Genomic DNA, 18872 nt, shown 5'->3' on the forward strand with positions numbered 1-18872 from the left:
CTTATCTGTCCTTAATAAGTCCATCAAAGAGTATGCTTCACACGTGAAATGGCCTAGCCGTTGCTGTATGAATTTATAAAAAGTGCGAGTGATATTTTTATGTATAGTTGAAGGTAACAACGCGTCTCATGGTTTCTTGAGCTGATATCTAGTTTCCAACTGATTTGGTTTCTTACACTCATTAAGCAACCCTCAAACCACGACCATTACCTACGGGTGTTAGAAATAAAAAAGCCCCGAACTGAGTTCGAGGCTTTTAAGATGTTAATCAACCTTGGTTAAATCTCTAAGAGATTATTCCCATTCGATAGTTGCTGGTGGCTTACCAGAAATATCGTAAACAACACGTGAGATGCCGTTAACTTCGTTGATAATACGGTTAGATACCTTACCTAGGAAGTCGTATGGAAGGTGTGCCCAGTGAGCAGTCATGAAGTCGATCGTTTCTACAGCACGTAGAGATACAACCCAATCGTACTTACGGCCATCGCCCATTACGCCAACTGAACGTACTGGTAGGAATACCGTGAATGCTTGAGATACTTTGTGGTAAAGGTCAGCAGCGTGAAGCTCTTCAATGAAGATAGCATCTGCGCGACGCAGTAGATCACAGTACTCTTTCTTGATTTCACCAAGAACGCGAACACCTAGACCTGGACCCGGGAATGGGTGGCGGTAAAGCATGTTGTATGGAAGACCAAGTTCTAGACCGATCTTACGTACTTCATCTTTAAACAGCTCACGTAGAGGCTCAACAAGACCCATTTCCATATCATCAGGAAGGCCACCAACGTTGTGGTGAGATTTGATTACGTGTGCTTTACCAGTCTTAGATGCAGCAGACTCGATTACGTCTGGATAGATAGTACCTTGAGCAAGCCACTTAGCATTAGACAGTTTCTTAGACTCTTCATCGAAGATATCTACGAATACGTGACCGATGATCTTACGCTTAGCTTCTGGCTCAGCTTCACCTTCAAGTGCTTTAAGGAAACGATCTTCAGCATCAACCTTGATGATGTTTAGGCCAAACTTGTTGCCAAACATCTCCATAACTTGATCAGCTTCGTTCAGACGAAGAAGGCCGTTATCTACGAATACACACGTTAGTTTATCACCGATAGCGCGGTGAGCAAGCATTGCAACTACTGATGAATCAACACCACCAGAAAGACCAAGGATAACTTCGTCGTCACCTACTTGCTCTTTAATACGTGCAACTGCATCTTCAATGATTGAAGCTGAAGTCCACAGACCTTCACAACCACAAACGTTAAGAACGAAGTTCTCAAGCATTTTCAGGCCGTTCTTAGTGTGTGTTACTTCTGGGTGGAATTGAACACCGAAGTATTTCTTCTCTTCGTTTGCCATTGCTGCGTATGGGCAAGTGTCTGTTTCAGCGATCTTTGTGAAATCAGCTGGGATCTCAACCACTTTATCACCGTGGCTCATCCAAACATCTTGAGTAGACTCAAGGTCAGCGAACAGTGCTGATTCACCAGTCACTTGTACCGCTGCGTAGCCGAACTCACGCTCAGTAGACGTTGCTACTTTACCGCCAAGTTGCTCAGCCATAGTTTGCATGCCGTAGCAGATACCAAATACAGGAACACCTGAATCAAACACGTACTGAGGTGCACGTGGAGAGTTCTCTTCCGTTACACTTTCAGGGCCACCAGATAGGATGATACCGTCTGGATTGAATTCACGAATATCCGCTTCGTCTACGTCCCAGCTCCAAAGTTCACAGTAAACACCGATCTCACGAATACGACGAGCAACTAGCTGTGTGTATTGAGAACCGAAGTCTAGAATTAGAATACGTTGGTCATGAATATTTTTAGTCATTTTAAGCAGTCTTATTGGCTATGTGATCAAACGGAGGCGAGTTTACTCACCTCTGATTAACTCTTCAAGAAATAAAGCAAACGTTTTCGTTGAATATCTTTAACCTCGTGTTTTGCAAAATCATACGTTCAACAAAACAGGTGGTAGATATAATACCAATCACAGTAAGTAAGTGTTCAGGAATAGCGCAGGAAAAAAGCTTGAGAACAAGGCAGGATTTTCTGATAAGTAGTTATTCTACAATCAAAAACCCTAACGAAGTTATCGAGGTTTTTAACAAGCTAGGATGACCAGTTATTTACTACGATTGGTATAGTAATGTGCCGACTTAATCAGCACATTATTCAAACGTTTGGACGTATTATTAACCTAAACGGTAGTTAGGTGCTTCTTTAGTGATTTGAACATCGTGTACGTGAGATTCTTTCATGCCCGCACCAGAGATACGAACAAACTCAGCTTTAGTACGCATGTCTTCAATCGTCGCAGAACCTGTTAGGCCCATGCTCGAGCGTAGACCACCCATTTGTTGGTGAACGATCTCTTTTAGACGACCTTTGTATGCGATACGACCTTCAATACCTTCTGGAACAAGCTTGTCTGCAGCGTTGTCAGATTGGAAGTAACGGTCAGAAGAACCTTGAGACATAGCGCCAAGAGAACCCATACCACGGTAAGACTTGTAAGAACGACCGTTGTAAAGGATAACCTCACCTGGTGCTTCTTCAGTACCCGCGAACATTGAACCAACCATCACACAAGATGCGCCAGCAACGATAGCTTTACAGATATCACCAGAGAAGCGGATACCGCCATCTGCGATTACTGGAATACCGTATTCGTTTGCAACTTCCGCTGCGTCTGCAATTGCTGTTACTTGAGGAACACCAACACCAGTAACGATACGAGTTGTACAGATAGAACCAGGGCCGATACCAACTTTAACTGCACTTACACCCGCTTCGATAAGAGCACGAGCGCCAGCGCCAGTTGCTACGTTACCACCGATGATTTGTAGATCTGGGTATGCAGCGCGAGTTTCGCGGATACGGTTAAGTACGCCTTCAGAGTGACCGTGTGAAGAGTCGATAAGTAGAACGTCTACGCCAGCTTCAACAAGAGCAGCAACACGCTCTTCGTTACCAGCACCAGCACCAACAGCTGCACCTACACGTAGGCTGCCGCGCTCATCTTTACAAGCGTTTGGTTTACGTTCTGCTTTGTGGAAGTCTTTTGCAGTGATCATTCCTGTTAGTTGGAAGTCATCATTTACAACAAGTACTTTTTCAACACGTGCTTCGTGCATTTTCTCTTGAACTTCTTCGCGAGTTGCACCTTCTTTAACAGAAGCTAGACGCGATTTAGGCGTCATTACTACGTCAACTTTCTTAGAAAGGTCTGTTACAAAGCGAACGTCACGGCCAGTAATGATACCAACCAGTTCGTTTGTTTCAGTCACTACAGGGAAGCCAGCAAAACCGTGCTTCTCAGTCAGGGCAACAACGTCAGCAATCGTTGCGTCAGGGCTTACTGTTACAGGATGAGAAACCACACCTGCTTCGTAAATTTTAACCTGGCGAACCATTTCAGCTTGTTGCTCGATAGACATGTTCTTGTGGATAAAGCCAATGCCACCTTCTTGCGCGAGTGCGATAGCCAGACGAGCTTCCGTCACGGTATCCATCGACGCAGAAATCATAGGGATGTTCAGTGAAATGTTTTTAGTCAACTGAGTGCGAAGATCAGCTGTGTTTGGGAGAACAGTGGAGTGAGCTGGCACGAGTAGTACGTCATCGAATGTCAGCGCTTCTTTGGCAATTCTTAGCATTTGCAATATCTCACAATTGAGGAGTAGAAAGAAAAATCCGACTTCATCGTTTCGCATAATGAAGTGCTTTGGATTAGATATTGCGGAGGGATTATACGCACGGGGAAATCGCTTGGCTACACATTTTTGTATTTTTAATTTGCATTTACCCCCTTGATATGTATTATATTGCCGCTATCTTCCATACTCACGCCCTGTGAGATTACAAGAAAGACCTTCCTGCAAGGAAAGATAGTGCTTCTATGACCAATCCAAACATCTTTACTGTTTCTCGCCTCAACTCAGAGGTTCGTCTCCTATTAGAAAACGAAATGGGAATAGTGTGGCTCGTTGGTGAAATCTCAAACTTCTCTGCACCTGTCTCTGGTCACTGGTACCTCACCCTTAAAGATTCTCGCGCTCAAGTTAAGTGCGCCATGTTTCGTGGCAATAACCGCCGAGTCACCTTTAAGCCTCAGAACGGCAATCAAGTATTAGTCAAAGCTCGCCTGTCTCTCTATGAGCCACGCGGTGACTATCAACTTATCATCGAAAGTATGCAGCCAGAAGGTGACGGTAAACTTCAGCAAGAATTTGAAAAGCTGAAGATGAACCTTGCCGCTGAAGGGCTGTTCGCTCAATCGAGTAAGCAAGCTCTTCCTGAGCATCCAAAGCGCGTTGGTGTTGTCACCTCTAAAACCGGTGCCGCTCTCTACGATATCTTGGACGTACTTAAGCGCCGTGATCCTTCGTTACCTGTTGTGGTGTACCCAACCATGGTTCAAGGCGAAGAGGCGGCGATTCAGATTGCTCAGGCGATTGGACGTGCCAATGAGCGTAATGAGTGTGATGTGTTAATCGTCGGCCGTGGTGGCGGCTCACTGGAAGACCTATGGTGCTTCAACAACGAGATCGTTGCTCGCACTATTGCCGCTAGCCAAATCCCGATCATCAGCGCCGTTGGTCACGAAGTGGATGTTACTATTGCCGATTTCGTTGCCGATATGCGCGCCCCTACTCCATCAGCTGCTGCTGAATTGGTTAGCCGTGACAACAGTCATAAAGAGCAAGCTTTTGCCTCTAAACGAGCTCGCTTAGTCAGTGCGATTCGCCATGTGTTAATCAAGCAAGCGCAATCGACTCAAGCATTGAAACACCGCTTAGAAAGACAACATCCAAGCTACCAACTGCAAAAGCAAAGCCAGCAACTTGATGATCTAGATATGCGTCTGCGTCGCGGTATGGCTCAATACCTAAAACAGCATGCACAGCGTGTCGAACGTAAGCAGCATCAGCTTCAGTTGAACTCGCCTGTTAAGCGCTTGGGTGAACAAAAACTGCATCTGCAACGTTCAGAGCAAAAGCTATTAGATGCGATGGATAAGACACTGCTCACCACTCGCCACCAGCTAGCGATGGCTGCCGAGAAGTTAGAGACCGTTAGTCCACTGGCAACCCTAAAGCGTGGTTACAGCATTACTCATTCAGCTTCGAGCAAGACTGTGTCATCGATTAACGATGTCGAAGTCGGTGAAGTGATCACCACTCAGGTGGAAGATGGCGTGATTGAATCGCAAGTGACCCAGAAAACAGCAAAAGCGTAAGCAGCTAATCTGCACTCAATTAGAAAGCCCTATCAGATTTGATAGGGCTTTTGCTTATGGGGGGGGGGGGAATAATCAGGAGCTGCGAGTGACTAGCTTGTCTTCTCTGGCTCTTTCAGAGTGAGCATACCTTCGGTCACGATAAAATCGATGATGGTGTCTAGCCCTTTACTCTCTTTGAGGTTGGTAAACACAAACGGCTTGGTTGGACGCATACGTTGCGTGTCTTGCTCCATCACTTCTAGAGACGCACCAACATACGGCGCTAAATCAATCTTGTTAATCACCAACAGATCCGAGCGAGTAATACCCGGGCCGCCTTTACGTGGGATCTTCTCCCCTTCTGCAACGTCAATTACATAGATGGTCAGGTCAGCAAGCTCTGGGCTGAATGTCGCACTCAGGTTGTCACCACCACTCTCAACAAACACCACATCAAGATTTTTGTGCAACTTAGCCAGCTCCTCAACGGCTGCGAGGTTCATCGACGCATCTTCACGAATCGCGGTGTGTGGGCAACCGCCCGTTTCAACACCGATAATACGATCAGGTTCTAAAGCTTCAGCACGGGTGAGGATCTTTGCATCTTCTTGGGTGTAGATGTCATTGGTCACGACCGCAATATTGAGCTTGTCGCGAATAGCTTTACACAGCACCTCAAGCAGTGCGGTTTTACCTGAGCCTACCGGGCCACCGATACCAATTCGAAGCGGTTGCTTATAACTTTCCATAGTCTTGTTCCTTATATTCTTTATACTATCTCGTTGCGTTATGAACGAAATAGTCGTGTGTATTGTGTTTCATGCAGCGAGCTCGCTAGTGCCATTGATGGCGAGAAGCTGCCCACCATCCAGTCTTCCATCGTGCGTGCTTTTTCAATCACGTCAGGAAAGGTGTTGGTGATATTAATCAGTGCTAACTGCCCATCGGTCTGCCCTAAAGGCACCAACTTGACGCCTGCAGTAACGATATTTTCAAGCCAGCTCCATAGATAGCCCTGCTTGAGGCTTTCCAAATCAATGTTCCAGTGTTGAGCTGCGATACACATTCCTAATAGCTGGTTTGGGTGGCTATCAATCGACTCCACTTCCGAAATATCGATATCTAATCGCTTTAGCAAGATGTTTAGCGCCAGCCCACGCTGCTTTTCTTCTGCTCGTAATTCACTGGTTTCACGGCTTGAGTACAAGTAATTGCACCAATGCTCAATCTCATCGAGTTCACCTTTTTCTAGAGCATGATAAAGGCGCTCTAAGATGGGCAGTTCCAAAGTCGCAACACTGGAGCTGACGATGGTATTTAGCCACTGCTCCATACTGCTACGGTCGGTCACCCACCCCGCCTCCACTGCTAGCTCTAAACCTTGTGAGTAGGTGAAACCACCGATCGGCAGCGACGGACTGATCAATTGAAATAGGCGATAGCTCGCGACATTCGCTGTTGCTTGCATGCTTATCTCCTTTTGAGCAATTTAAGCCGCCATCAAAAACAGCGCGCTCAATGAAGCAACACCCACTGAAGCCCATTTTGAATACAATGCTTTACCCGCGAAGTAGCCAGCAACAATCAGACCAAATGCAGTGATACCCATACCCGCAGCGAACTGTGTGAGGCCAGATGCTGCTTCAACGCCGTGTGCGTAACCGTGGAAGAATAGGAAGCCGATTGAAACCGCTAGCACAGTATTGACCTTGGTGGTTGACGGAGAGAACACATGCCATAAGCACAAGCTTACTGCGAATAGAGAGGCGATGATTGCTGGCTCGACAACCACAGAGAAGCCCAACACTTTACCGACTAATAAACCCACCATAAGAGAGACAAGACCACCACCGACTAAAGCGGATTTAACCTTATTTGAATAAGAGAGCGCGCCAATCAACATACCAAATGCCACCAGCATAATAAGATGGTCAACGCCAGTAACTGGGTGTGTTAAACCAGAGAGCAGTGAGTGAGAACCGTGATCATGCCCTGGGTGAGCGAAAGCCAACGTTGGTGTTGTTAGCGAAGCGATTGTTAATGTAGTTAAGCCTGTAGCGTATTTAAAGTTCATCGCGTAATCCTTGCGTTATTCTTATCGTTGTTGTGTTTATAAATTAATGTGTCTCAAATGACTCGATTAGTGATGGTGGTGATGACCGCCAGAGCGACCACCATAGGCGCCACCTTCAGGTTCAAAGGGTTGCTTTTCAGTGGTCACTGTCGCACCCAAACCTTCAACCATTTCGTCCAAAACATGGTCGTGTTGATAACGTACCCAACCCGCTTCCACTTGCAGTGGTACATGTCGATTACCAAGGTGATACGCAACACGAGTTAACAGATGCGAGTCTTCACAGTAAACAGTCGACACGGTTTCCGGCGCCGCTTTCACTTCAACCGTTAAACCACACTCACTAGTTAATTGTTCCCCGCCACGCAAGATATGACCGCGTGGTAGAAACAACCCTGCATCACGGCCATCATCCAATGTCACCTTAAGGCGGCTTTTGATGCGGCTATCGATCGGTAGGCTTAAAAAGCCATCTGGAGCCGTGTTCAACTCCACTTGAATTTGAGTAAGTTCAATCATGCTATTACCTCAATCTCCTTGTGAGATTTATAACGTTCAAAATAAGAGTCTTCAGCTAAGAGCTAAAATACGAGCTTCAGCCGAGCTATCAAAATAGAAAATATCGCTGTGCCATTGGCAGTTCTTCAGCCGGCTCACACGTCAGCAGTTCACCATCAGCACGTACTTGATACGTCTGAGAGTCGACTTCAATCTTTGGCATCCAATCGTTCAGCTTCATGTCAGCCTTACTGATGTTTCGGCAGTTGCTGACTACACCAATCAGGCTCTTTAGTCCCAACTGCTTATCGATGTTCTGTGCTTTGGCTTCTTTGGAAACAAATAGCATCGATGTGTTCTGACACGCCTTGCCATAGCTACCAAACATAGAGCGGTAGTGAACGGGCTGAGGTGTTGGAATAGAGGCATTAGGGTCGCCCATCGGTGCCATCGCGATCATACCGCCTTTCAGAATCACACTTGGCTTTACACCAAAGAAAGCCGGTTTCCATAAAACAAGATCCGCCAGTTTGCCTTCTTCAATCGAACCGATTTCATGCGCCATACCGTGAGTGATGGCTGGGTTAATGGTGTACTTTGCAACGTAGCGACGAAGACGGAAGTTATCGCTGTAGTCGGAATCTTCTTTTAGGCTGCCACGCTGCACCTTCATCTTGTGTGCGGTTTGCCAAGTTCGAGTCACCACCTCGCCTACGCGCCCCATTGCTTGCGAGTCAGAGGCGATCATCGAAAAGGCACCTAAATCATGAAGAATGTCTTCTGCAGCAATGGTTTCACGGCGGATACGCGATTCAGCGAACGCAACGTCTTCAGCAATCGATGGAGAAAGGTGGTGACACACCATCAACATATCCAAGTGCTCATCAACTGTATTGACCGTGTAAGGTCGTGTTGGGTTGGTAGAAGAAGGCAGAACGTTGGGCTCGCCTGCAGCGCGGATAATATCGGGAGCATGGCCACCACCCGCGCCTTCGGTGTGGTAGGTGTGAATTACGCGATCACCGATCGCACCCAAAGTCGATTCAACAAAGCCTGACTCATTCAAGGTGTCTGTGTGAATCGCAACTTGTACGTCCATCTCGTCAGCAACACTCAAGCAAGTGTCAATTGATGCAGGTGTTGTTCCCCAGTCTTCATGTAACTTCAAGCCCACTGCGCCGGCTGCGACTTGTTCACGCAATGCTTCCGGTTGGCTAGCATTGCCTTTCCCGAGTAAACCAAAGTTCATTGGGAATTGGTCGAGCGACTCCAACATACGGTGCATGTTCCACGGACCAGGTGTACATGTGGTTGCGTTGGTTCCTGTATTTGGCCCCGTACCACCACCGATCATGGTCGTCACACCCGACGCCAAAGCTTCTTCAATCTGTTGCGGACAGATAAAGTGGATGTGTGAGTCGATGCCACCCGCAGTGAGGATAGAACCTTCGCCGGCCAAAATTTCCGTGCCCGGGCCAATGACTATATCGACGCCCGGCTGAACGTCTGGGTTACCCGCTTTACCCAACACTTGAACTCGTCCATCTTTGATGGCGACATCGGCTTTTACTATGCCCCAATAGTCCAACACAATCGCGTTAGTGATCACCAAGTCAGGTGTTTCGGCACTTGGACGTTGGCTTTGCCCCTGTCCATCACGAATCACTTTACCGCCGCCAAACTTCACTTCATCACCGTATACGGTGTAATCCTTTTCAACTTCTAGCCATAAATCGGTGTCAGCAAGACGCACTCGGTCACCGACTGTAGGCCCAAACATTTCGGCATAAGCCTGTTTGGATATCGTCGCCATGATCAATCCTTTGTTGTTTTAATTCTTTCTATGGGAGCGCTTAGAGCTTGCCCATCACCTTTCCTTGGAAGCCATAAATCTCTAACTTACCTGCGTAACGCACTAACTCGACGCTACGTGACTGACCCGGTTCAAAACGGGTGGCAGTACCTGCCGGGATATTAAGTCGAAACCCTTTAGTGACTTCTCGGTCAAAGATCAAAGAAGGGTTTGCTTCATAGAAATGGTAATGAGAGCCAATTTGCACAGGACGGTCGCCAATGTTTTGCACCTTAACCGACGTCGTGTCTCGACCTTCATTTAAAGTAATGTTGCCCGGAGCGGTTTCGACTTGCCCGGGAACTAAGCCTGAATATTGTTTGGTGGAACCAGCCATACTACTTCTCCCTAAACGATAGGTTCATGAACGGTCACCAATTTGGTGCCATCGGGGAAAGTCGCTTCGACTTGTACATCTGGGATCATGGAAGGGATCCCCTCCATAACGTCATCGACGGTAAGCAGTGTGCGTCCAAAATCCATCAGTTCCGAAACGGTTTTTCCCTCACGGGCACCTTCTAGAATGGCACTGCTGATCAGCGCAATAGATTCTGGATAGTTAAGTTTTAAGCCTTTTTGTTTACGCTGCTGTGCTAGCATTCCTGCGCAGAAGATAAGTAGCTTATCTTTTTCTCTTGGTGTTAATTCCATTTAGCCGCCCGCTGTTAGTGTTGTTTTCTTATTGCTCAGAAACGCATGAACAGTAAGTGGGATTCATTCACAGCAAGCTTGAAAAAATGTACCGAGGGCCGGAAGTCACCCTCGGTACAAATAGGGCTAATCGCTAAGTCGCCCAAATCCTTGGTAAATCAGGAGTCGTACCATACAAATGAGAGCGAGTTGCTTGCCATATCTGACCAAAGGCTTGGAGAATATCTTCACTCCAATTGCCCAAGGCTCGCACCACAATCAATCCTTCTATTTGTGTCGCGCCCAATATTAATGTGGGGTCACTCGACATTTTCGATGAGTCTGATTGCTGTGAAGCTTGCTGTGTAATAGATAAGAGCAAGCTCTGTACCAACTCTAAATCTTGCTTCTCATTTGAGGTGAGATAAAAGGTTCCCATCATAGAATAGTCAAGTAACCCCATATTTATCATCAACTTATCACCACCGTGAAAGTTAAATCCTTCCGTTAGAAGCCGTTGATTATCAAGATAGATTTCCGTTTTCCCGACGAGGTGACCATGCTCAAATCCCTCATTCTGTGCAGGCCGTCCAAAACAGTGCATCTCCCAACCCCAAAACTGTGCACCCTTTTCTAGGCGTATTTCAGTATCGAGTCGAACATGTGCATTGGGGAAAAAGATGTTCTCTTGCGGCATCCACTCCAAGCGAGCCCCTTTCTCCACACGTAAGGTTTGCTTCTGCTTGGCGTACTTGTTGTTGGAACGATAGAACTTGGTCGCACCAGGTGTAGTAATCAACGCGTGAGCACCGTGCTCAAGATTCACGTTAATATTGAGAGTGTCACCACCTACCACTCCGCCGGGGGGATGGAGTAAGTAGGTGTGACACGTTTCCCCATCAGGATACAGGGGGCGTTGCACCGCAAGCGGACCAGACTGCTGACGATTCTTTAATACGGTTTTATCACCGCGATCGACAAAGGTGAGGTTTAAACTCGCTTGCCAACCATCACGAATATCTTGTTCGATGGTCTCATTCAGAGACAGTGCTTCTACTAAAGAAGCCTTGCTTACTTCATTCGGAGAAAAGAGAGAATTCATACGGTTAGGTACTCCTTTATCAAGGACTCATCGAGCCCTGTCATTTCACCTTCTGCCACTTGGCGTCCACGGTCGAGAATACAAAAACGGTCACCGACCTTTCTTGCAAACGGCAGCTTCTGTTCAACCAACAGAACCGTGAGCCCCATTTTCTCGTTAAGCATGCGAATGATGTCGCCAATCTCTTGCACAATATTGGGTTGAATACCCTCCGTCGGCTCATCCAAGATCAATAGCTTTGGATTGACCACCAGCGCACGCCCAATCGCTAGCTGTTGCTGCTGGCCACCCGATAAATCACCACCGCGGCGATGCAGCATCTCTTTTAACACTGGGAAAATATCGAAGATGAATTCAGGGATCTTGCGGTCGCCCTTTTTACGAATCGGTAAACCGACTTCTAGGTTTTCTTGAACAGTGAGCATTGGGAAGATCTGGCGACCTTGCGGTACATAGCCGATCCCTTGGCGTGGGCGGTCCTCAGCATCGGTTTTCAAAAGTGACTCACCCGATAAAGAAATGTCACCGCTTTCAACCTTCACCAACCCCATAATGCATTGCAGCAAGGTGGTTTTACCGACACCGTTGCGCCCCATTAACACCGTGCATTTGCCTTCTGGGATCTGCATATCCAAATCCCATAAGGTGTGGCTCTCACCGTAATATTGATTAACTGATTTAACCTCTAGCATCCTATTCTCCGAGATAAACTTGTTTAACTTCAGGGTGAGCCTGTACTTGGTCCATGGTGCCTTCTGCCAACACATGACCTTGATGAAGCACGGTGACGTGGCTAGCAATCGAACGTACGAAATCCATATCGTGTTCAACCACAACCACTGAGTGCTTACCTGCCAGTGAGTTGAGTAGCTCAGAGGTGCGATCCATCTCTTGGTGAGTCATACCTGCAACGGGTTCATCCACCAGCAATAGCTTAGGGTTTTGCATCAGCAACATACCGATCTCTAACCACTGTTTTTGTCCATGAGACAGATTGCCCGCCAAGTTTGCGGCTTCGTCTTTGAGGTGAATAAGCTCTAGTACCGAGGTGAGTTTGTCTTTCTGCTCACCAGACATCACGGCGGTGAAAGTTGCCCACACAGAGCGATCGCCCGCCATCGCCAACTCAAGGTTCTGCCACACGGTTAAACACTCAATCACGGTCGGCTTTTGGAACTTACGCCCAACACCTGCATTAGCAATTTCAGCTTCGTTCATCTTAAGTAGATTGATGTTCGAACCTAACCACACTTCTCCGGTATCTGGCTTAGTTTTCCCGGTGATTATGTCCATCATGGTGGTTTTACCTGCGCCATTAGGGCCGATGATGCAGCGCAGTTCGCCCTCTTTGATGTAGAGATTGAGGTCGTTAATCGCTTGGAAGCCATCGAAGTTCTTATTCACCCCTTCTACATACAGCAGCACGTTATGACGGGTATCGATCGCGGGATGAATATCGGGCTTGAGGTAATCGAAGACTTCATCTCGACGAGTGAACGCCTGAACCGATTCCTTCACGCTGTTGAATTTAGTCATGCGATCACCTCCTTGGCTTTATGCTGATCATCCTGCTCTTGTCCTGCGTCTTGTGAATTCGATGCTTTGCGTAGCTGTTGCCACTTTTCACTGACAAAACCAATCACACCCTGTGGGAAGTACATGGTCGAGAGAACGAATAGACCACCGAGAGCGAAAAGCCACACCTCAGGGAACTCGACCGTAAACCAGCTCTTGGCGTAGTTGATGATCAGCGCACCAACAATGGCACCAAACAGAGTGGCGCGACCGCCCAAGGCAACCCAAACCACAATCTCAATCGAGTTAAGCGGTGCAAACTCTCCAGGGTTGATGATGCCGACTTGAGGAACGTATAAAGCACCCGCAATACCTGCGATAACCGCAGACAGTACAAATACCCATAGCTTGATGCCATCGACGTCGTAACCCATAAAGCGCGTGCGAGACTCGGTATCACGAATCGCCAGTGCCACACGCCCCAATCGACTGGTCACTACCATGCGACAAACGATGTAACTGAGAATGAGCGAGATACCCGTCGCGACAAACAGACCAATCTTGACCGCATCACTTTGTAAACTCAGGCCGATGATGTCTTTAAAGTCCGTCAGCCCGTTGTTGCCACCAAAGCCCATCTCATTACGGAAGAACGCCAGCATCAAGGCGTAAGTTAATGCTTGAGTCATGATCGAAAGATAAACACCAGACACGCGAGAGCGGAAAGCCAAATAACCGAACAAATAAGCCAATGCGCCAGGCACCAACACCACCATCAGACAAGCGAACCAGAACTGATCAAAGCCCTGCCAAAACCACGGCAACGCAGACCAATCAAGGAACACCATGAAATCAGGCAGGATAGGATCACCATAAACCCCACGGTCACCAATCTGACGCATCAGGTACATGCCCATCGCATAACCACCAAGTGCAAAGAAAGCGCCATGGCCTAGGCTCAGTATTCCGAGATAGCCCCATACAAGATCGAGTGCCAACGCCAACATTGCGTAGCTCAGGTATTTGCCCATCAGTGAGATAGTAAAAGTCTCAACATGAAGTGGATGCCCACTTGGCAACATGGTGTTAGCCAGTGGGATAAGAATCACGGCTGCAAGAATGGCAAGGATGGTCAGTTGCCCACCTTTGTCACCACGCATCGCCGAAAGTACAAATGATTTAGACTGCATGATGTTATCCTTAACCTTCAGCCGCACGACCACGCTGCGGGAACAATCCGCGTGGGCGTTTTTGAATAAATAGAATGATGAAAACCAGTACTAGAATCTTGGCGAGTACAGCGCCAGCCCATGGTTCCAAGATCTTATTGAACAAACCAAGACTCAAACCTGCGACGAGTGTTCCCCACAAGTTGCCAACTCCGCCGAACACCACCACCATGAAAGAATCGATGATGTACGCCTGTCCCATATTCGGGCCAACGTTCGTCAGTTGAGACAGTGCCACACCCGCAACACCCGCCACGCCAGAACCTAAACCAAAGGTCATCGCATCAACACGTTCAGAACGTATCCCCATCGCACGCGCCATGCCACGGTTTTGAGAAACCGCACGAACCTGCAAACCTAACGGTGTCTTTTTCAGAACCATTAACAACCCCATAAACACCAAACCACAGAACAAGATGATATAAAGTCGGTTGTAGGTCAGAGACAGCATTGGGTTCAATTGCAATGCGCCAGACATCCATTCAGGCGTACTTACTGAGCGGTTCAAAGGAGAGAAAATAGAGCGAACGGCTTGTTGCAAGATCAAGCTGATACCGAAGGTTGCGAGTAAGGTTTCCAATGGGCGTCCGTAAAGGTGACGAATCACACTTCGCTCAATCGCAATACCAACGAGACCAGATACGATAAACGCTGCCGGAATAGAGAGAATCAGCGCTAAACCGATGTGATTAGGCATCAATAACTGCAATACATAGGTGGTGTATGCGCCAATCATGATCAGCTCGCCATGAGCCATGTTGATCACGCCCATCACACCAAAGGTGATCGCCAAGCCTATACCTGCCAGCACTAATACCGAACCTAAACTCAAGCCGAAGAATACGGTCTCAACGCCCGAGTACAGTGCTTGGCTCTGTTGATAGCTATCAAGAGCACGCTCTGCCGCGGCCAATACTTTTGGATCTTGCTCGCTGTTGAGCAGTTGGTTTAGCGTCCTTAGCACGACGGATTGTTTGAAGTCGCTAACTCGTTCAATTGAAGCCACACGAGCTTGTGTAGCAGCACTGCTATCCAGAGAAGTATAAATCGCGAGTGAGAGATCCATGAGATCAGCGACCTTAGTCTCGGGCTCATTTGCTCTCAGCTCAGACAGGCGGTTAATGATATCGGCATCTTTGGTTCCCAATAGATCAGAGACCGCCTGATAACGCACATCTGGATTACTACTGTTTAAGCCAATCGAGGCAATTTCACCACGTAAGATCCCGCGAAGCTTGTTATTCACGCGAACCTTTTTAAACTGTCTCGCATTCTCGATATTCAGCGTTGAATCATCCCATACCGACTGAGCTGACGTCGCTGTTTTGATGCTTTGAATGAGGTAGAGCTGTTTGTATTGCTCGCTCTGTTTGTCACTAAAATAGTAAAGGTTTCCGTTTAACCAACCATCCAGAATAGGTTTCGACACATCTTCCGTTTGCGTCTCAATCACCCAATCAATAGCCAATTCTTTATCCGATGTTTTCTTACCAACTAGCGCCTTGGTAAAGCTAGCTTCATCCGTTATTCCCGCAAAAGCCAACTGAGCACTGACTGCCATAAGCAATAACGCCTTAAGTACGTTCAATACGTTTTTCATCCCTGCTTCCTTAATCCACCTAGCTAGATATTGTTATTTTTGCTCAGTGGACATGTGGAGAATTATTGTTAGTTGAAACGATGAGCCTTCCGTTTGCTTCACCTCTTAAACAGAGGCGCTCTTCCCAAACAAGGAGGCTCAATGCTCCTAAATTAACGCTCTAGTTACCGCCAGAACACTTCTTGGTTTCAACGTTAAACGCACCACATGAGAATGGCTTAGACCAGCTAGAGAACAGCTTCGCTGATTCAGGTAGGTAACTCGACCAAGCGTCACCCGCAACGAGACCTGTGGTTTCCCAAACGATATCGAATTGACCATCGTCTTGGATTTCACCGATCAGGACTGGTTTAGTGATGTGGTGGTTTGGCAGCATGGTTGAGTAGCCGCCGGAAAGGTTAGGAACAGACACGCCAATCAAGGCATCTTGCACAGATTCAGGATCGGTTGTGCCCGCGTTGGTTACCGCTTGCGCCCACATATTGAAGCCAACATAGTGCGCTTCCATTGGGTCGTTGGTGACACGCTTTTCACTCTTGATGAATGACTGCCACGTTTCAACGAACTCTTCATTAGCTTCAGTATCAACACTCATGAAGTAGTTCCAAGCCGCAAGGTGACCAACCAGTGGTTCGGTATCCATACCTGACAGTTCTTCTTCACCAACAGAGAATGCAATAACTGGGATGTCTTCAGATGAAATGCCTTGTGCGCCCAGTTCTTTATAGAATGGGACGTTCGCATCGCCGTTCACAGTAGAAACGACAGCGGTTTTCTTGCCCGCTTCACCGAACTTCTTGATATCTGAAACGATAGACTGCCAATCAGAGTGACCAAATGGCGTGTAGTTGATCATGATGTCTTCTTCTGCGACACCTTTATCTTTTAGGTAGGCTTCAAGGATCTTGTTGGTGGTGCGTGGGTAAACGTAATCCGTGCCTGCTAGTACCCAACGCTCAACTTCCAACTCTTCCATCAAGTAATCCACAGCAGGAATTGCTTGTTGGTTTGGCGCTGCGCCAGTGTAGAAAACGTTTTTCGACGACTCTTCACCTTCATACTGTACTGGGTAGAAAAGGATGCTGTTGAGCTCTTCAAAGACAGGCAGCATGGATTTACGTGATACCGATGTCCAACCACCGAACACCACATCCACTTTCTCTTTTTCGATCAGCTCACGCGCTTTCTCAGCAAATAGCGGCCAGTTTGATGCAGGGTCAACGACTACAGGCTCAAGCTTTTTACCTAGCAAGCCGCCCTTTTTGTTCTGCTCTTCGATGAGCATTAACACGGTATCTTTCAGTGTGGTTTCACTGATCGCCATGGTGCCAGATAGTGAATGTAGAACGCCGACCTTTATGGTCTCGTCAGCCGCAAACACTGATGCAGAAGAAAATGAAAGTGTTGTACACAGTGCAGCTAGCGATAAATTGAACACCTTGTTCATGATAGTACTCCATAATTGTATTTTTGTTATTCAATTACAGAGTTACAAGAAGAGTGCCAAACTCAATAAGTAACCATTATAAACATAAGTGATTGTATTAAATAGATTTAAAAACAAACCACACCAATAGCGTGCATAGCAACCATGTAACTATGTTTCATACTGGTGCAGTGACAATAAGAATGACCCAAGATGATACATAACCCCAGAGTGGGCACAAAAAAGGCCCAATACATAGGTATTGGGCCTCTATTAAATAGTATGGATTGCGGTACTTAACCTTCTCGCTTTCAAGCTAGTCCGCAGCTTGAAACTCGAATTTTACTCTAGACTTAGATTTAAGCTCGTTACAGTCACCGTTGCAAAAATAGCTCGCGGCACCACAAGCTTGAAGTTTTTCTAACTGGCTGCTGCACTCTGGGCAGAACCCTACTTTAGTAAAGTGTGCCTGACAACTTTCACAGTGGTATCGTCCATCCCAACCAAGCTCTGACTGACACTTAGGGCAGATATTTTCACTCATTAGTATTTCCTAATTCACGACTCTTTTTACAATCTACTACTGCTTGGATTTAGCTTGTTTGATTTGGTACATGTTCTTATCAGCTTGTGCGATCAACTGCTCTAACCCCTGTGGATCTTTTTCACAAGCAAGACCTACACTGACTGAGAACTGCATATCATTAATATAAAGCGCTTGTTGTAGTGTTTTCTCTAAACCGTGGTAGAAGCTAACAACGCTATCTTTGTCATCAAAACAAGAGAACACCACAAATTCATCACCACCATAACGGCCTATCTTGGCACACGCTGTCGTAGAATCATCAAGCACTCTAGCAACCGCCAATAGCACATCATCGCCAAAGCTATGACCGTAGGTGTCATTGATTGATTTGAATTTATCGACATCGACAAACAGACACGCCATCACCTTCTGTGCAAAACAGCGCTTGGCCAAGACCTTTTCAGCTTCATTGAACAAGGCACGACGATTCAAGCAGTGGGTAAGAGAATCACGATTCGCGAAAAAGTTAAGCTGGTTTTCCAGCTCGTACTTTTCTAATGCTACCGAATATAGAGAAGCGAGCAGCTCCAAAATCTCAAGTTCGAATGCATGTGGTTCGGAAACATATTGGCTGTATATAGCGAAAGTACCAAGTACATTCCCGTTTGAAGAAAGAATTGGCACAGACCAGCAGGCATGAAGGTTAGCCTGGTTTGTTAACGCCAAGAAAGGTGCCCAGTTAGGGTGAGTATTGATGTCTGAGACCATCACTGCTTTTTTAAGCGCAGCAGCCTCACCACACGAACCAATTCCAACACCTATACCAACGCCCTCTATCTGTTGATTATAGAAATCAGGCAAATTCGGAGCATATTCGAGGTGCAAAGTCTGAGACTCAGCGTTGAGCAGTAAAATTGAAGCCATACGCTGACCAAAAAGCTGCTCTGTGAGCTCTATGATCTTGCGGTTTAAGTCCTTGCGATCCATCCCAAGGGCAAGCTTCCGAAGCAACCTATTGACTGCTCGGTGGCCTTCTAATAAAAATTGTTGTTCCATTCACTAAAGCTTTCAATTATTTAATCGGGTACAGCCTGTTCTTATGCAAGCTTGTTATTGATTAATAATAACACACTTAATTACCACGACACACAATCGAAGATCATAGGTTGATCTTTCGCT

General features: G+C 46.9%; 18 protein-coding genes. 1 reads left to right on the forward strand and 17 read right to left on the reverse strand.

The annotated features are described in order from the left end of the window. Positions 1–294: 294 nt before the first annotated feature. The gene (gene guaA, locus F0232_RS17390) at positions 295–1848 is read right to left on the reverse strand and encodes a glutamine-hydrolyzing GMP synthase (protein WP_105059093.1); all 1554 of its coding nucleotides are present in this window, start codon (positions 1846–1848) and stop codon (positions 295–297) included. Positions 1849–2212: 364 nt separating this feature from the next. Continuing rightward, entirely contained in the window at positions 2213–3676 is a 1464-nt protein-coding gene (guaB, locus tag F0232_RS17395) for an IMP dehydrogenase (protein ID WP_061033280.1), read from the reverse strand. 242 nt (positions 3677–3918) lie between these two features. Here guaB and xseA point away from each other — a divergent pair, with 242 nt between their 5' ends. Continuing rightward, positions 3919–5259, forward strand: a complete 1341-nt coding sequence (gene xseA / locus F0232_RS17400; RefSeq protein ID WP_105059091.1) for an exodeoxyribonuclease VII large subunit — start codon at positions 3919–3921, stop codon at positions 5257–5259. Between the two features lie 92 nt (positions 5260–5351). Here xseA and ureG read toward each other — a convergent pair whose 3' ends face one another. The 15 genes from ureG to F0232_RS17475 form a co-directional block, all read right to left on the reverse strand. Then, positions 5352–5990 carry an urease accessory protein UreG gene (ureG, locus tag F0232_RS17405; protein WP_008222792.1) on the reverse strand — a complete coding sequence of 213 codons (639 nt, stop codon included), beginning with the start codon at positions 5988–5990 and terminating at the stop codon, positions 5352–5354. A 38-nt stretch (positions 5991–6028) separates the two neighbouring features. Beyond that, positions 6029–6709 carry an urease accessory protein UreF gene (locus F0232_RS17410; protein WP_105059090.1) on the reverse strand — a complete coding sequence of 227 codons (681 nt, stop codon included), beginning with the start codon at positions 6707–6709 and terminating at the stop codon, positions 6029–6031. Positions 6710–6730: 21 nt separating this feature from the next. Further along, positions 6731–7315 carry a HupE/UreJ family protein gene (locus F0232_RS17415; protein ID WP_105059089.1) on the reverse strand — a complete coding sequence of 195 codons (585 nt, stop codon included), beginning with the start codon at positions 7313–7315 and terminating at the stop codon, positions 6731–6733. A 66-nt stretch (positions 7316–7381) separates the two neighbouring features. Then, positions 7382–7834: an urease accessory protein UreE gene (gene ureE, locus F0232_RS17420; protein WP_105059088.1), complete on the reverse strand. Its 453-nt coding sequence runs from the start codon at positions 7832–7834 to the stop codon at positions 7382–7384. 88 nt (positions 7835–7922) lie between these two features. Further along, positions 7923–9626 (reverse strand): urease subunit alpha, encoded by a 1704-nt coding sequence (gene ureC, locus F0232_RS17425; protein WP_105059087.1) that lies wholly within the window; start codon positions 9624–9626, stop codon positions 7923–7925. A 40-nt stretch (positions 9627–9666) separates the two neighbouring features. Beyond that, the gene (locus F0232_RS17430) at positions 9667–10002 is read right to left on the reverse strand and encodes an urease subunit beta (protein ID WP_105059086.1); all 336 of its coding nucleotides are present in this window, start codon (positions 10000–10002) and stop codon (positions 9667–9669) included. An 11-nt stretch (positions 10003–10013) separates the two neighbouring features. Further along, entirely contained in the window at positions 10014–10316 is a 303-nt protein-coding gene (gene ureA / locus F0232_RS17435) for an urease subunit gamma (protein ID WP_004735119.1), read from the reverse strand. Positions 10317–10449: 133 nt separating this feature from the next. Beyond that, complete coding sequence (locus F0232_RS17440) at positions 10450–11397, reverse strand: urease accessory protein UreD (protein WP_061033287.1); 948 nt, start codon at positions 11395–11397, stop codon at positions 10450–10452. After that, on the reverse strand, positions 11394–12089 hold the full coding sequence (gene urtE, locus F0232_RS17445) for an urea ABC transporter ATP-binding subunit UrtE (protein ID WP_008222775.1): 696 nt from the start codon (positions 12087–12089) through the stop codon (positions 11394–11396). The genes F0232_RS17440 and urtE overlap by 4 nt, the downstream gene beginning before the upstream one ends. Position 12090: 1 nt before the next feature. Next, complete coding sequence (gene urtD, locus F0232_RS17450; RefSeq protein WP_105059085.1) at positions 12091–12933, reverse strand: urea ABC transporter ATP-binding protein UrtD; 843 nt, start codon at positions 12931–12933, stop codon at positions 12091–12093. Next, positions 12930–14102 carry an urea ABC transporter permease subunit UrtC gene (urtC, locus tag F0232_RS17455; RefSeq protein ID WP_105059084.1) on the reverse strand — a complete coding sequence of 391 codons (1173 nt, stop codon included), beginning with the start codon at positions 14100–14102 and terminating at the stop codon, positions 12930–12932. The genes urtD and urtC overlap by 4 nt, the downstream gene beginning before the upstream one ends. A 10-nt stretch (positions 14103–14112) precedes the next feature. Next, positions 14113–15741, reverse strand: a complete 1629-nt coding sequence (gene urtB / locus F0232_RS17460) for an urea ABC transporter permease subunit UrtB (protein ID WP_105059083.1) — start codon at positions 15739–15741, stop codon at positions 14113–14115. Between the two features lie 160 nt (positions 15742–15901). After that, complete coding sequence (gene urtA, locus F0232_RS17465; protein ID WP_105059082.1) at positions 15902–17188, reverse strand: urea ABC transporter substrate-binding protein; 1287 nt, start codon at positions 17186–17188, stop codon at positions 15902–15904. Between the two features lie 295 nt (positions 17189–17483). After that, positions 17484–17711, reverse strand: coding sequence for a zinc ribbon domain-containing protein (locus F0232_RS17470; protein WP_105059081.1), 228 nt, complete (start codon positions 17709–17711; stop codon positions 17484–17486). Between the two features lie 36 nt (positions 17712–17747). After that, on the reverse strand, positions 17748–18749 hold the full coding sequence (locus F0232_RS17475; protein ID WP_105059080.1) for a sensor domain-containing diguanylate cyclase: 1002 nt from the start codon (positions 18747–18749) through the stop codon (positions 17748–17750). Positions 18750–18872 lie beyond the last annotated feature (123 nt).

Source organism: Vibrio sp. T3Y01 (genome assembly GCF_013114525.1).
Lineage (GTDB): Bacteria > Pseudomonadota > Gammaproteobacteria > Enterobacterales > Vibrionaceae > Vibrio > Vibrio chagasii_B.

Excerpts from the sequence above, each read along its gene's own strand:
- ureE (WP_105059088.1), bottom strand. The coding sequence starts at position 7,834 with ATGATTGAACTTACTCAAATTCAAGTGGAGTTGAACACGGCTCCAGAT.
- guaB (WP_061033280.1), bottom strand. The coding sequence starts at position 3,676 with ATGCTAAGAATTGCCAAAGAAGCGCTGACATTCGATGACGTACTACTC.
- F0232_RS17470 (WP_105059081.1), bottom strand. The coding sequence starts at position 17,711 with ATGAGTGAAAATATCTGCCCTAAGTGTCAGTCAGAGCTTGGTTGGGAT.
- F0232_RS17410 (WP_105059090.1), bottom strand. The coding sequence starts at position 6,709 with ATGCAAGCAACAGCGAATGTCGCGAGCTATCGCCTATTTCAATTGATC.
- F0232_RS17440 (WP_061033287.1), bottom strand. The coding sequence starts at position 11,397 with ATGAATTCTCTCTTTTCTCCGAATGAAGTAAGCAAGGCTTCTTTAGTA.
- F0232_RS17430 (WP_105059086.1), bottom strand. The coding sequence starts at position 10,002 with ATGGCTGGTTCCACCAAACAATATTCAGGCTTAGTTCCCGGGCAAGTC.
- F0232_RS17475 (WP_105059080.1), bottom strand. The coding sequence starts at position 18,749 with ATGGAACAACAATTTTTATTAGAAGGCCACCGAGCAGTCAATAGGTTG.
- ureG (WP_008222792.1), bottom strand. The coding sequence starts at position 5,990 with ATGGAAAGTTATAAGCAACCGCTTCGAATTGGTATCGGTGGCCCGGTA.
- xseA (WP_105059091.1), top strand. The coding sequence starts at position 3,919 with ATGACCAATCCAAACATCTTTACTGTTTCTCGCCTCAACTCAGAGGTT.
- urtE (WP_008222775.1), bottom strand. The coding sequence starts at position 12,089 with ATGCTAGAGGTTAAATCAGTTAATCAATATTACGGTGAGAGCCACACC.
- guaA (WP_105059093.1), bottom strand. The coding sequence starts at position 1,848 with ATGACTAAAAATATTCATGACCAACGTATTCTAATTCTAGACTTCGGT.
- urtB (WP_105059083.1), bottom strand. The coding sequence starts at position 15,741 with ATGAAAAACGTATTGAACGTACTTAAGGCGTTATTGCTTATGGCAGTC.
- ureA (WP_004735119.1), bottom strand. The coding sequence starts at position 10,316 with ATGGAATTAACACCAAGAGAAAAAGATAAGCTACTTATCTTCTGCGCA.
- urtA (WP_105059082.1), bottom strand. The coding sequence starts at position 17,188 with ATGAACAAGGTGTTCAATTTATCGCTAGCTGCACTGTGTACAACACTT.
- urtC (WP_105059084.1), bottom strand. The coding sequence starts at position 14,102 with ATGCAGTCTAAATCATTTGTACTTTCGGCGATGCGTGGTGACAAAGGT.
- urtD (WP_105059085.1), bottom strand. The coding sequence starts at position 12,933 with ATGACTAAATTCAACAGCGTGAAGGAATCGGTTCAGGCGTTCACTCGT.
- ureC (WP_105059087.1), bottom strand. The coding sequence starts at position 9,626 with ATGGCGACGATATCCAAACAGGCTTATGCCGAAATGTTTGGGCCTACA.
- F0232_RS17415 (WP_105059089.1), bottom strand. The coding sequence starts at position 7,315 with ATGAACTTTAAATACGCTACAGGCTTAACTACATTAACAATCGCTTCG.